Source organism: Arthrobacter sp. MYb227, assembly GCF_002975435.1.
Classification (GTDB): Bacteria; Actinomycetota; Actinomycetes; order Actinomycetales; family Micrococcaceae; genus Paeniglutamicibacter.
Window position 1 is genome coordinate 19,763 of sequence record NZ_PCPT01000013.1, and the last position, 12,228, is coordinate 31,990.

The following is a 12,228-nucleotide window of genomic DNA, read 5'->3' on the forward strand; positions in this document are numbered from 1 at the left end:
AACCGAGCTACCTGTCGCTTATTGGCAACATTGACGTCGCGAATTGTCTTGTACGTTAAATTCATTGCGTTCGAGATGCAGTGCTTACGGCCTAAATAGTTTGCTGACCTGAACTCACTCGGAGATCTGTCGGATTGCCAAGTCCGGCTGCTTGCAGTGCTCGGCGAAGCTGCACTAGCGAGGTGAAGCCGGAGTGCTCTGCGATCTTTTCAATGGACAGAACCATGAACTTAGGATCCTGCAGTAGTCGAACCGCCAGATCAATCCTGTTCTGTTTGATGGAACTCGCAATTGTCAGACCCTGACGCTTAAACTCGCGCTGTAACTGACGCAATGAGACTGAGAGCTCTGTCGCAAGTTTTAGAGGAGTCAGTTCGGGATCTCCGGTTGTCGCAGCTATGTAGGCGATGGATTGTTCAAAGAGGCTCCGACGCGTAGTGCCGCTCTTTGAAACTCCCATGTTCTCGAGAATGATACCGCCGACCATTTCATGAACTAGTTTTTCTAGGAAATATCTTGAAACAGATGGTAGCTGGGAATCTAAATTGAGCGTTGATTCTAGGAACGCACGGGTGGGACCTACCAGTCCATCGTCGTAGCGCAACTGGAGAAGCTGGGCGGAGTCCGAAATTCCAAACTCGGATAGGACCTGAGCAGGTAGCCGCACTGCAATAATTTGTGAATCATCGATGAACTCAACTGTGGTTTCGGTTGATTCATCGTAAAACCAGGTTGTATCAGCAAGAGCTGGTGTTGTGAATTCTTGTGGTTCACCCAGCCTTATTATTGCACCGGCCACCACGAATATGATTACGATGCTCGTCGAATCCGTCGATTGACCGAGCGTTGAGGTGGCACCTTTCTGGAAGGCGATCTTTAGGATCGCAGTATCACCGAAATTAAGACAAGTTGCGCTGGAAGAAGCGTTGTCTTCAACCTTGATTCTAAATCCGGACAGCTCACGAATCTTATGGGTATCTGGCCGCTCGATTACTCGAGTTGTAGGTTCCCTGAGTGACGAATCGCTATTTACTCCCCGCATATTGCTCCCTAAGTCTCTATGCTCGTTCTAAGATCCCAAGGGAGCAGAGCGACTCTAATTGTTCATGCAATATTTGTTTGGCATGCGCAACACTTCCAAAAGTGATTATTGCAGCGTCGAATAGCTCGTCGAACGTCTTCCAATCGGACAAAGAATCCCAAATAAAGGGGCCGATGCCCGTAAGTAAAATGTATTGCTCGTCCTTGAGGAGCCCGAGGTCTGGACCAAGCCAGATGGCATCATCAACGGTTTGTCGGCGGATGGACCACACTGCTGGGGCAGGGCGCGATGTTACTTGGATGTCTGCTGCGGACCACTCGTGGTTCTTTGAGGCTCTGGGGGAACCCAATAAATCCTTGATAATTGCAGCAAGCTCGGATGCTTCAGCGTAGCGTAGCTGAACGACGCCTCCCAAAGAATCGATTAGCTGACAAAGCTGAACTAAGCCACGATCCAAATATGACAGCGAAGACATTTGGGGAATGAGCTGATTCAGTGCTTCCCCGAGTGAGAGCTTGCTTGCAATTGGTTCTGCTAAAAGCCCCGAACGATCGCGGTCTAGAACAGCGATCGTGGCGACGCGAGCTTCTCCCTCATAGGGTTGAAGTTCCAGCTCAGCCGGTGAGAACTGAGTCTTTGGGCGTTGTTTTGCGCCCGTAAGAATGGATAGTGGCTTTGCATATGGGTAGAGAACCCCATCAGTATCGAACGCTGCGGTTTCATCGGTAATGTAGCCGAGCTCAGTCGCAAGTACACGTGTTGCCGTGGTCTTTCCAGTCCCAGACTCGGCCGCCAAAACAATTGATGCTCCAGAACTAGGTGAGCATAGCGCGGCCGCATGGAACATGAATAGATTTCCGCGCCCAGATTCAATCGCTTGGCGAGTTATCCAGCTCACCAAGTTTTCGTGAAACTGCTTCCACTCCAATGACGGAGAACGTTCAATAGTGGGATGAGCCGTATTCACTGACTTAACAGGGGCTAAACGTGCTTTGCAACGTTCCCAAGCGGTCAGTAGTATCTGCGATTCCTCGAAGGATAGTCCGACAACCTGAACTGTCGTTTTGACTACGTCAATTAGGACAGATTCTACGTTTTCTTGGGAATGGTCCTCATCCGGACAATCGGACACACAAGTCTCAGAGTAGGCCTTCATAATTCTTCCACATTATCTCAAAGGGAGGTCTTATCTTGCTTCCGGCTTGGTATTTGACCCATACCGAACTGGAATTGGAAATATTTCCTGCGGTGAAGGCAAGTAGTAAGCGAGAAAGTAAACTTTACTTGCTTGAAGCAACATGTTCTCGCGAAGCAAATGCTATGGGTAGTCTTTGGCCAGAGGGAAGCTTAGCCATGATTCGATTCGAAACGTGCGATGGTCGCTATTAACGGATCTAAATCTTCAACCATGGTGTCGAAGGCTGCCTCGCCGCGCTTATAGGGATCGTCTACATCCAGAATTCCGTTAAGACGAGTACGAGCAGCATGGCGCTTAAGAATTGATACTTGGCGTAGCTGGACCCAACGAGCTGCTGTCGTGGCAGCATCATGTCCGCGTGGCATATTGATTGCGGGGTCGGACTCAACCTCATCGATTATTGCTGCGAACTCTCTAATGGTGAATGCGCGCTTAAGCATCCGTGGAGACAAACTGGCGACAGCTGTGCGATGTTCTTCCGTCATTGCGAATGCGATATCGATATCGGCGAGAATTACCTCGCTCAACTGCCGGGCTGCAAATCCTGTGTCGTCACCGCCGCCCTCGATTAGACGAGCCGCCGCGGTCTGCTCAATGGGATGACCAACCATTGCATGAGTTCCGGAGCTTCGAACAAGAAATACCCCGGGCGTTACCGCATCCAATTGTTTTTGGAGCATTCGCTCGGCATACGCAGAACGGCAAATATTGCCCGTGCAAACCATCAATAGTGTGATCATGCACTGATCTTACTGTTGATTGGAACCAATCGTAGGGAACAACATACGATGGAGTCATGATTCAAAATGCCGAGGAAATGCATTGGATAAAATCTCCAAGGTTGGCAGTCGTTGCATCCGCTGAAGCCGACCGTTTCGCGATATTGCATTTGGACGCTACTCAACCAATAGTTCTCACTGGAACTGGAGCGGCTATTTGGGAAGCCTTAGATCAAGCCGAAACAATCCGGAGCATTTCCGCGCTCTTGGCCGATGCATACGAAGTAGATCCCGCTATGATTCAGCCTCAAATTATGGATTTTCTTGAGCAGCTAGCTACACAGAGTTTGATCATCACCAAAACTGACGGATTGATCGATGTAAGCACACTGACTTCCTGATCGAAGGCAACGCGCGCCACAAAAAGCAAGTGGGTGCTGAATAACCGGTAGTATCAATGAGAAAGTCATGCGCGATTCTGTTGCCATGCTATTTGACTATGACAATTATTGAAGACCGCCAGGGAGCATAGCTGTGGAACCGACCGAGACCAATGCCGAGTCCGGCCCCGATTTACGTCACTATATGCAGGTCGTTCGCGCTTATTGGCGAGGTATTATCGGGATTTTCCTGATTTGTATTTTATTGGCCTTCCTGTGGACACTTACCCAACCGCGAATCTACGCTGCGACTTCTTCGGGACTAGTTATTGCTGGAGACTCGGAGAACATTGGTAATGCGCTCGCTGGCGATAACCTCGCTAAATCAAAGGCCGTTGGATATAAGAGCATCGCAGGAACCCGGACGATTGCCGATCTCGTTCGCAAAGAACTGAAGCTGGATGAAAGTTCGGATGTATTACTTGGCAAGGTCGAAGTTACAGTGCCAACCAATACCGCTGAAATTCGCGTCACTGCTTCATCTCAAGGTGCCGAAGAAGCACGGAATTTGGCGGATGCATGGGTGGTAGCTCTTGCTGCGCAAGTAGAAGAGCTAGAATCTGTTTCAGTCGGAGGTTCGGACCGAGCTACGGCTGTGAAGCTACAGCCGCTGGGTCAAGCCGTGCTTCCGTCGTCTCCAGTTTCTCCAAATACTAAACTTTCGCTGGCACTGGGTGGGGTCATTGGACTGGCATTAGGACTCGGTTACGCGCTGACTCGAAACCACCTAGACAGACGTATCCGCTCGGTGGAAGCCATTGAGCGTCTTGGCGTTAGCGTTGTCGGAACAATCCCTGAAGACCAACGACTGACAGAAGGCCGCTCAGTTGTTGAAACAGGATCCATCGTTCACGATGATCGCGCAGCACACGCATTTTCGGAATCACTTCGTGAGCTGAGAACAAACCTTAACTATATTGATGTAGATAACCCACCGAGAATTATTGTCGTTTCGTCTTCAGTCCCCGGTGAAGGAAAGTCATCGGTAACCGCGAACCTTGCAGTAGCAATCGCTTCTACAGGGCGTAATGTCGTTTTGATTGACGCCGATCTTCGACGCCCGGTTCAAACCGAGCTTTTCGACATGATGGATGGTGCTGGACTCACTGATGTGCTGAGCCATTCCGCAGATCTAGAAGATGTTCTTCAGCCCTACGGACATTTACCAAATCTGCAAGTATTGTGCTCGGGCCGCATTCCGCCCAACCCATCCGAGCTGCTCGGCTCTAAAGCTATGAAGTCACTCTTAAGCGAATTAGCATTAGACGCAGTGGTTCTAGTCGACGCGCCACCGCTACTTCCGGTTACCGATGCCGCGATTCTGAGTACATCAGCCGATGGAATCCTAGTTGTGGTACGTGCAGGAAGTACCACAGGTGACGAGCTCGGTAAAGCAATCGAAAACTTGAAGAAGGTCGATGCGAACATATTGGGTGCAATTTTGAACCAAGTGCCAACTAAGGGCGCTGGCGCCGCGCAGTACGGCTACTACGGAAAATACTACTACTCCAATACCGAACAGGATCCGAAGGCCGACGCAAAGCCCAGCAGGAGACTTCAGGATCCAGTTCCCGTAGATCAACCTGTAATTTCATCGAACAGATTCGGTGAGATACCTGGACTAGGCGCGCACGCAGGTTCTAGCGAACCAGAATTCCGAAGGCTTCGCCGTCGCCGATAGCTGTAGTCCAACCGTACTAGACATAGTCTCTCATCCAACGTATTCGAATCTTAGGGTTACGTCACCTGTGCATGGGAGTTAGTCTTGGAGGTTGCACAGTAGATTAAAGTGCGGCGATTCTTCGAGTGATGGCCGCCAAGTCTAAGCCTGAAGGAGTTCTTTGAGGGCCTGGCACTTGGGTGGTAGCGTGAGGCTGGTGCCCTTGATACGGTTTGCTGGGTTGTTTGACACAACGTATAGGCGCACGTGGCGTCCGATCCTCCCCGAACGATTGATCGTGGTTTGCTTGGTAGGAGGAAGAAGTTTCTGAGCTGGTTTATCATGGTCAGAGCCCGTGAAGGATGGCAAGTTCTCTGGGAGTGCGCCCGTATGGTGATCTGACAGGGTCTAGGAGAATTTGTTTCATGTCAGGTCGTCGTAGTTTTAGTAAAGAGTTCAAGGCTGGTGCCGTTGAGCTTGTTATTGCCTCGGGTCGTTCCTTGGCAGATGTTTCCTCGGAGTTGGGTAAGAGGTTGGAAGGCTGAGCATCCCGATTCAACGGCAGATGAGCCGGGTCCGGTGGAGTGGGCCAAATACAAGGTGTTGCAGGCTGAAAATGCTGCGCTGAAGAGAGAAAATGAATTTCTGGGAAAAGCCAGCGCCTTCTTTGCCGCGAAGCATCTGTAGCGGATTTCTTTGCTTTTATGTGGCAACAGAAGGCTAACTTTCCGATTGCCTGGATGTGCCAGAAGCTCGGAGTTTCGAGAGCTTCCTACTATCGGTGGGCACAGCCGACTGGGTTGACGCCGACCGCGGCTAGGCATGCCGAACTAAGCGTGGCTGTCCAGAAAGAATTTGAGGATAGTGATCAGATGGCCGGACGTGACCAGCTGACCAAGATCCTCAATGCTCAGGGCGTCAAGGTTACTGCTGGGACCGTGGGCTCGATCATGAATAAGTGTGGGCTACGGTCCCGGCGGATGCGCGCACTGAGCACATCAAGAACCATATGCTCGATCAGCACGGTAACCGTGATTTCACCGCCGTGGTTCCCGGGACCAAGCTGGTGGGAGATATTACCTACCTCAAGACCGGTTCTGGGTGGTTGTACCTGGCTACGGTGATCGTCCTAGCCACCCGCATGGTCGTCGGTTGGTCGATGTCTTCAAACATGCGAACACAGCTGATCATTGATGCGATGACGATGGCTCGGACACATGGCCGCCTAGCCACAGATGGCGCAATTTTCCATAGCGATTATGCCGAGGAATCCGTTAAGCCGAGCATGGGAAATCACCCCTTGTGGTTCAGGGGTTTGGAACCCATTCCTCGGCTTAACGTTTTTGCTATTTCAGTGAATAGAGCAGTCGAAGCTTGTCTTCGCCAAGCAGCTCGGTGGTTGCTTCGCTGATTGCCGGCGTGGCGGCATTCATGGCCTCTCGCATCATGTCGAGGGTCGCAAGGGATAGAACGCTGAGGTGGTGCTCATGCTTTCGTGCCCGAGCAACTGTATGATCAGCGGCAATGGGATGCCTTGCTTGTAAAGGTCCATGGCCTTGGTCTTCCGCAACATGTGGCAGTTAAGGTTCCCTGGAATTGAGGGACATTGTTCGCGGCCAAGGGTTCCGGCTTTCTTAAGCACTGCGTCAACCGTATCGCTGGAAAGAGCAATCGCTTCTCCACGGTGCCAGCTATAGAACAAGGGGCACGTCGCGCGATGAGCTGCGCTTCGTGCATGGAACTCATCCAGATAGACCTTGAGATGCTCAACCGTTTTCTCTCCCAAGGGCACGGTACGGCTCTTGGATCTCTTGCCGGTCAAGGTCAGGCGGGCTGGCTTTTCCAGGTTCAGATCATCAAGGGTGAGCGCCGTGATCTCACCGACGCGAGCACCGCTGTCATAGAGCAGGATCAGCAGTATGCGGTTCCGCCGTGACTTCAAGTCCCTGCCATCGAAAGCAGCGAGAACTGCTGCTGTCTCGTTCTCTTGCAGGTATTCGATGGGTTTGCGCGGTTGGGCTGGGGCCTTGATGTTTTTGGCCGCTTGATAAACCGCGACCAAGCTCAGGTCTTCGGCGGAGGCGAACCGTAGGAAGGCTTTGACCGCACTCAGACGCAATCCGATAGTTGCGGGCTGGTATTCCTTGGCCTGTTGCATCCAGGCCAGCCATGCCTTCAAGAATTGCCGCTCGAAGTGATCGAAGCTGATGTCTTGGCGGTGAACGTGTTGCTCGATGACCAGGTAGTTGACGTAGTTTTCCAGGCTGATGCGGTAGGACTCGATGCTGCGTGGCGCCATGGACCTCACGTGGGGCAGATAGTCGTGCAGGTAGTTCCGGGCGTAGCCCCAGAAGTTGGATGTTGGTTCTTGCGGCGTGCGTTTCATTCGAATCCCACCTCGGGAATCATTCCTTGGCTATCCTTCACGAGTGTTGCGTACCCATCCATGAAGTCCGGTGATGTGTGAATGTAGTAAAACGTGCTGTCCAGCGTTGCATGCCCCATATAACGGGAAAGGTAGGGCATCATGGCGTTGATATCCCGGCCCTGGGACATCCACCGTTCGATGTTCGCGTAAGCAAAATGATGCCGGAAAGAATATGGATGTGGTTGCTTCCCTCCGAGAAGTAACGGCAAACCTGCCTGGTTCCAGATCCTGTTGAACATGACCCCGGTGGTGGCCGGATCTACCGGTGCTGCAGTCGAGGAGACAAAGAACGTAGAACGGTGTTGCCCGAATTGCTGACGGGAGATCCTGTTGCAATCGGCAAGTACTGCGGTGATCTGATCATTCAGTGGCAATCGCCGGCTCCGGTTGCCCTTGGACCACAACACGTCGATGAACCCTGCGGTGAGGTCGACATCTTGGAGCTGAAGCCTGCGGACTTCACAGGTCCGTAGCCCGCACGAATGCATCAGCGCAAAGAACGCAACGGACTGCCAACGCCACGGAGAAGTGGTCTGAAGTTCCGCTGCGGATCCGAAGAAAGCATCGATTTCCTTGCGGCTCAACAAATAGGGCTGAGAGCGATAGAATTCGCTTTTCCAGGAATCGGCAAGCACATACGCGTCGGGGTTTTCGTGGGTGCGCATCCAACGACCAAAATCCCTGATGTATGACATCTACGACGGGCTGGACCCTGGTTGGGATGCCTTCTTGAAGCGCACCCAACTTTCGATGGCCTGCTGGTCAAAAGAGCGCACGTGGTGTTCCGTGCAGTATGCATCAAAGCTTCGCAGGTAGTGGATGCGTGATGCGCCGTTGCAACCCATGCTTTCCTTGAACGCAAGAAACAGCCGTAGTTCGCGGGCAAACACACTGGTGAATTCAAAAGTGCCCATCACAAGCCAGCTCCCGGCAAAGGAAGAATGCAGGAGCGTAGCCGTTCGGTATCCACGCTCAAATACACATTGGTCGAGTCGCTGTGGGCATGGCCTAGGATCGCCGAGATCGTGGGCAATGCGGTTCCCGCCTGCAGCAACTTGGACGCCGCGTTGTAGCGAAGGGACCGCGTTCCAACCTTCACACCTTCCATACCCGACGCGTGGAAGACCTTGTTGACGATCACGTAATTCGAGGCATGATCGGTCAAGGCAATGTGTGGGGCCTTCAGCCTCAAGAACACTTCGTGGGCATCGGAATCAGGCCGGTCCTCAAGCACATACTGCGCAAGTTTGGTGAGGACCAAAGGTGGTAGCGGCAGCGTCAACGGGTTGCCCGTCTTTTGCTGCACCAGCCCAATCGTGCCCTCCCGCCAATGAATATCCGTCAGCTGCAGGTTACGGATATCGCATGCGCGCAGGCCCGTGCCCAGGGCGAGCAGGGTAATCGCGGCATCCCGGGCCGAGACTAAACCCTGCTGGCAGGCATCAACAACTTGCCGTTCAACTCCGGAATCGAGCATGGGAATGATGCCATGGTGTCGTTTCGTGCGGGCCAATGCCAGCGCATCGAGCAGATCGGTGCGCTGCGTGAATTTCAGGAATGGGCGGAAGCTTGATAGCGCCGACCACATGCTCGTTGCAGCCCACCGGTCACGCAGGGATTCAGGGAATTCCAAGATGCTGGCCCCGTCTGCCGCATCCCATGAGGTTACTCCGCCAGTTTCCAAAAACCGCAAGTACTGGCAAGCCAACCCGCCAAAACAGGTTTGCGTGGAAGGTGTCAGGCCCCTTTGCTCCATGTCCAGGGACCATGACTCCAGCAGCCCTGAAAATTCCGGGCTGCTGGGCTTTTCCTTCTGCAATCCACGGGGCCGCATGGACAGATCCACGGTGCCGGTGAGTATATAGGAATCGAACAAACACACCAGCCGGCCATAATCGAAATGACGCTGCGCGCTATATTTTCCACTCCGGGGGCTGATGGTCATGGAGACGAACTTCTTGCCCAAGGTGAGTGTGTATTGGCCGTCTTGTTCCTCGGCCAGGACGCCGAGCCATTTGATGGATTTGCGGTACTGGTTAATTGTCGACTGCATGTAGTCGGCTTCTTTCAATGCGGTCACGATGACATCACCGAGGGCCGCAACTGTCGTATCCATTGCCTTGTCCTTCCACTGGGAACATGGATACAAGTCAGGTTAAGCCGAAATATTAAGCCGGGGAATGGGTTCCAAACCCCTGAACCACAAGGGGTGATTTCCCATGCTCGGCTTAACGGATTCCTCGGCTTAATCACTATTAAACGGAATTCCGTTTAATAGTGATCGTGGCACGCAATATACCTCGAGTGACTTTCAGCGGTGGTGCGCTGGCAATAATGTCGCTCAGTCGATGGGAATGACCGGGGATGTTGGGATAATTCGGTGGCTGAAAATTTCTTCTCCCATCTGAAAACCGAGATGTATCACCACTATGATTTTCCGAACCATCTCTCTGCCCGGACGGCGGTCATGGAATACGTCGAGTCTTGGTACAACAGACGCCGGCCACACAGCAACAACCAGGGCCTGCCTCCGGCAAAGGCCGTCGCCGCATACGAAAATCAGTTCAAACCAAAAGCAGCCTAAGAAGAAAAATCAATCAAGCTGTCTCAAAAACTTGACGAGCGCAGTCAGACGTTGTAGGAGGTTCACCTAATCAATTTCCCGCCATATGCCCGGACCGCAACCCGATCGAGCATGTCTGGAACGACACCAAAAAACGCGATCAGCAACGTCCAACGCGACGGCTTCGAACCCATCGTCACAGCCTTCGAAGCCCACACCCGATCACGGATCCTCGACTACAAGACCTGAGCTTCAGAGTCCGGTTCTGAAAAATTAGAGTCATACCCGGTAGCTTTGTCTCGCCTTTAGGATTGGTGATTAATCCCGTTGCGTCTAAGACCGGTATAGTTATGTCTTTCGCAGTCCTAAAATGGACAAAAGTTGCGGTAACTATTTCTGCAGTCAGAAGTTGACCGCCGCGCCACGCAAAAATCATCCAAGTGCGGGCATTCAACAGCTTCCATTATGGCTTAGCCCGGTAGGCTAGAAAGCATGTTAACCAGTGAGTCCACAACAACTTCGCTTTTGATTTCAGAATCAGTGGAATTATCGGCTGCGCTGACTGCGACATTGGCTAGTGGAGCAGATTTACGTGTCTTATTCATCAAAGGTCCAGCAGCAGTAGCTGCTGGCGTGCGTCCTCAGCGTGCTTCTGCCGATATCGATGTTCTTGTGCATCCAGAAGACACCAATAAACTACTAGCACTTTTAGCGGAGCGTGGGTGGAAGAAACGGCCTTTCGCAGATGGTGTAGGAATTCCCATGCATTCACATACTCTCTACCATCCCAATTGGCCGTCGGACATTGACGTGCATTTCCGTTTTCCTGGCCTGGACGCAGACCCAGGTGAAAGTTTTGACGTATTAGCTCAAAATTGTGCAAATCATAGTTTCTCAGGAGTCTCCGCACCCACTCCTTGCCACGCAGGCATGGCATTGATCCAGATAACGCATGCCTTGAGAAACTTACATTTGGAGGATTCACGGTCATCTGCGTCCCAGAAAGATTATGCTTTTTTGTTGGATCAGACTGAAAGTCTCCGCTGGGAGGAACTCTTAGCGGTGATGAAAGGGACTAAATCATTAGCCGCGATGAAACCATTTCTCTATGAGGCTTATCCGACGCTAGCACGCGACTTGGTATTTCCAACACCCTCCGAAGACTGGCAGTCACGAACAGCAACACGTTATCGAGGGACTCATCGATTGGTGTTACTTCAGCGTGCTTCATGGAGAAACAAACCAGCAATTATTTATCGATCCTTATTTCCTCCGCGCGAGCATTTAGCCGCCAAAAACCTTGAACTGCTTGATGCAAAGTACTCGACCTTGGTGAAATACCAATTATCCAGAATCTTCCTTTTCTTGCGTCTGATGCCACAAGCAGCTCAAGAGTCAAAAAGAAGAATAATCCAAAGTGAGGGCGATCAATTCCCTAAGCGAGATAACTCCTAGTAACCCTGCTACGAGGTTCCTGCAGGTTACTGAGTTGGCATTCTGGAGCCGGGCTGGCCGTTTTTGGGGATGCACTTCGATACCGAGTCGCTGGTGTTTTATGTTTTGTTCCACATATCCGCGCCGGTCTTCTTGCTGGTGATCTTGGATGGATTGGGCACTCTGTGTGATTAGAACGCAATCTTTGAAGCGTACCAGCAGACCCCTCTCGTGGGCGAACAAGTCAAAAATGACAACTAAGTTCACCGGATGTTTGAGTCACATTCAGCGGGTAGAACAGTAGGAACTTATGCCGCCAGTCAATTCAGAGCAGCTACAAACAAGCCTCACGGAGAGTCTCGGTCCTGTTTTTGCAGTGGCCTCGGTGCAGGGCATCAAGAAACGCAACGTTTTATCTGGGTGAATTGGACGAATAATGCGGTGACAAAGTTCCCCTCGGCGGCTAACAGGCTAGCCCGGGGTTTTCATGAAGGTGTGCGTCATTAACGTCGAATTTGTTATGTCACAGGACAGCGGTGACAGTTCTGCATCAGAACATCGGTAACATAACAAGCAGTTTTAGTGGTGACACTTCACCGGCTTGTTAAGGGTGTCCGTTTCGGGTTGAACTCGTTCATGAAGTCCAACAACGACCCAGTCGATGCCCGTGTCCGGCTGGAAATCGCCCAGTGGACAGATGATGCTCCCGGAGCGCCATGACGACCTTTTGCCTTGAACATGGAA

General features: G+C 51.9%; 12 protein-coding genes and 3 pseudogenes. 8 read left to right on the forward strand and 7 right to left on the reverse strand.

Annotation, left to right across the window (positions count from 1 at the left end; genetic code table 11):
• Positions 1–91: 91 nt before the first annotated feature.
• The 3 genes from CQ018_RS17330 to CQ018_RS17340 all read right to left on the reverse strand — a co-directional run bounded on the left by CQ018_RS17330 (position 92) and on the right by CQ018_RS17340 (position 2,980).
• Entirely contained in the window at positions 92–799 is a 708-nt protein-coding gene (locus CQ018_RS17330) for a helix-turn-helix domain-containing protein (RefSeq protein ID WP_219844083.1), read from the reverse strand.
• 259 nt (positions 800–1,058) lie between these two features.
• Positions 1,059–1,940 (reverse strand): hypothetical protein, encoded by an 882-nt coding sequence (locus tag CQ018_RS17335; RefSeq protein WP_146111946.1) that lies wholly within the window; start codon positions 1,938–1,940, stop codon positions 1,059–1,061.
• Positions 1,941–2,389: 449 nt separating this feature from the next.
• On the reverse strand, positions 2,390–2,980 hold the full coding sequence (locus CQ018_RS17340; protein WP_105551276.1) for a low molecular weight phosphatase family protein: 591 nt from the start codon (positions 2,978–2,980) through the stop codon (positions 2,390–2,392).
• A 56-nt stretch (positions 2,981–3,036) separates the two neighbouring features.
• On the opposite strand from CQ018_RS17340, the gene CQ018_RS17345 reads away from it, so the two are divergent.
• The 5 genes and pseudogenes from CQ018_RS17345 to CQ018_RS17360 all read left to right on the forward strand — a co-directional run bounded on the left by CQ018_RS17345 (position 3,037) and on the right by CQ018_RS17360 (position 6,470).
• Positions 3,037–3,360: a PqqD family protein gene (locus CQ018_RS17345; protein ID WP_105551277.1), complete on the forward strand. Its 324-nt coding sequence runs from the start codon at positions 3,037–3,039 to the stop codon at positions 3,358–3,360.
• 133 nt (positions 3,361–3,493) lie between these two features.
• Positions 3,494–5,080, forward strand: a complete 1,587-nt coding sequence (locus CQ018_RS17350) for a polysaccharide biosynthesis tyrosine autokinase (RefSeq protein WP_258142684.1) — start codon at positions 3,494–3,496, stop codon at positions 5,078–5,080.
• Positions 5,081–5,484: 404 nt separating this feature from the next.
• Positions 5,485–5,604 carry a transposase gene (locus CQ018_RS19940; RefSeq protein WP_181149972.1) on the forward strand — a complete coding sequence of 40 codons (120 nt, stop codon included), beginning with the start codon at positions 5,485–5,487 and terminating at the stop codon, positions 5,602–5,604.
• A 327-nt stretch (positions 5,605–5,931) separates the two neighbouring features.
• Positions 5,932–5,985 (forward strand): annotated as a pseudogene (locus tag CQ018_RS20860) (hypothetical protein); the annotation flags it as partial.
• A gap of 32 nt (positions 5,986–6,017) precedes the next feature.
• Positions 6,018–6,470, forward strand: coding sequence for a DDE-type integrase/transposase/recombinase (locus CQ018_RS17360; protein WP_146111948.1), 453 nt, complete (start codon positions 6,018–6,020; stop codon positions 6,468–6,470).
• A gap of 33 nt (positions 6,471–6,503) precedes the next feature.
• Here CQ018_RS17360 and CQ018_RS17365 read toward each other — a convergent pair whose 3' ends face one another.
• Genes CQ018_RS17365 through CQ018_RS17375 form a run of 4 tightly spaced genes read right to left on the reverse strand, consistent with a single transcriptional unit; the run spans position 6,504 to position 9,603 of the window.
• A complete protein-coding gene (locus CQ018_RS17365) occupies positions 6,504–7,445 on the reverse strand; it encodes a tyrosine-type recombinase/integrase (RefSeq protein ID WP_219844084.1) in 942 nt (313 codons plus the stop codon).
• Positions 7,442–8,152 carry a tyrosine-type recombinase/integrase gene (locus tag CQ018_RS17370; RefSeq protein ID WP_258142685.1) on the reverse strand — a complete coding sequence of 237 codons (711 nt, stop codon included), beginning with the start codon at positions 8,150–8,152 and terminating at the stop codon, positions 7,442–7,444. The genes CQ018_RS17365 and CQ018_RS17370 overlap by 4 nt, the downstream gene beginning before the upstream one ends.
• 30 nt (positions 8,153–8,182) lie before the next feature.
• Positions 8,183–8,401 carry a hypothetical protein gene (locus CQ018_RS20635; RefSeq protein WP_258142686.1) on the reverse strand — a complete coding sequence of 73 codons (219 nt, stop codon included), beginning with the start codon at positions 8,399–8,401 and terminating at the stop codon, positions 8,183–8,185.
• Positions 8,401–9,603, reverse strand: coding sequence for a tyrosine-type recombinase/integrase (locus CQ018_RS17375; RefSeq protein ID WP_105551279.1), 1,203 nt, complete (start codon positions 9,601–9,603; stop codon positions 8,401–8,403). The genes CQ018_RS20635 and CQ018_RS17375 overlap by 1 nt, the downstream gene beginning before the upstream one ends.
• Before the next feature lie 145 nt (positions 9,604–9,748).
• On the opposite strand from CQ018_RS17375, the pseudogene CQ018_RS20640 reads away from it, so the two are divergent.
• The 3 genes and pseudogenes from CQ018_RS20640 to CQ018_RS17390 form a co-directional block, all read left to right on the forward strand.
• Positions 9,749–10,071: pseudogene (locus CQ018_RS20640) on the forward strand (integrase core domain-containing protein); the annotation flags it as partial.
• Between the two features lie 57 nt (positions 10,072–10,128).
• A pseudogene (locus CQ018_RS17385) lies at positions 10,129–10,299 on the forward strand (IS630 family transposase); the annotation flags it as partial.
• A 243-nt stretch (positions 10,300–10,542) separates the two neighbouring features.
• Positions 10,543–11,505: a nucleotidyltransferase family protein gene (locus CQ018_RS17390; RefSeq protein WP_105551281.1), complete on the forward strand. Its 963-nt coding sequence runs from the start codon at positions 10,543–10,545 to the stop codon at positions 11,503–11,505.
• The last annotated feature ends 723 nt before the right edge of the window (positions 11,506–12,228 follow it).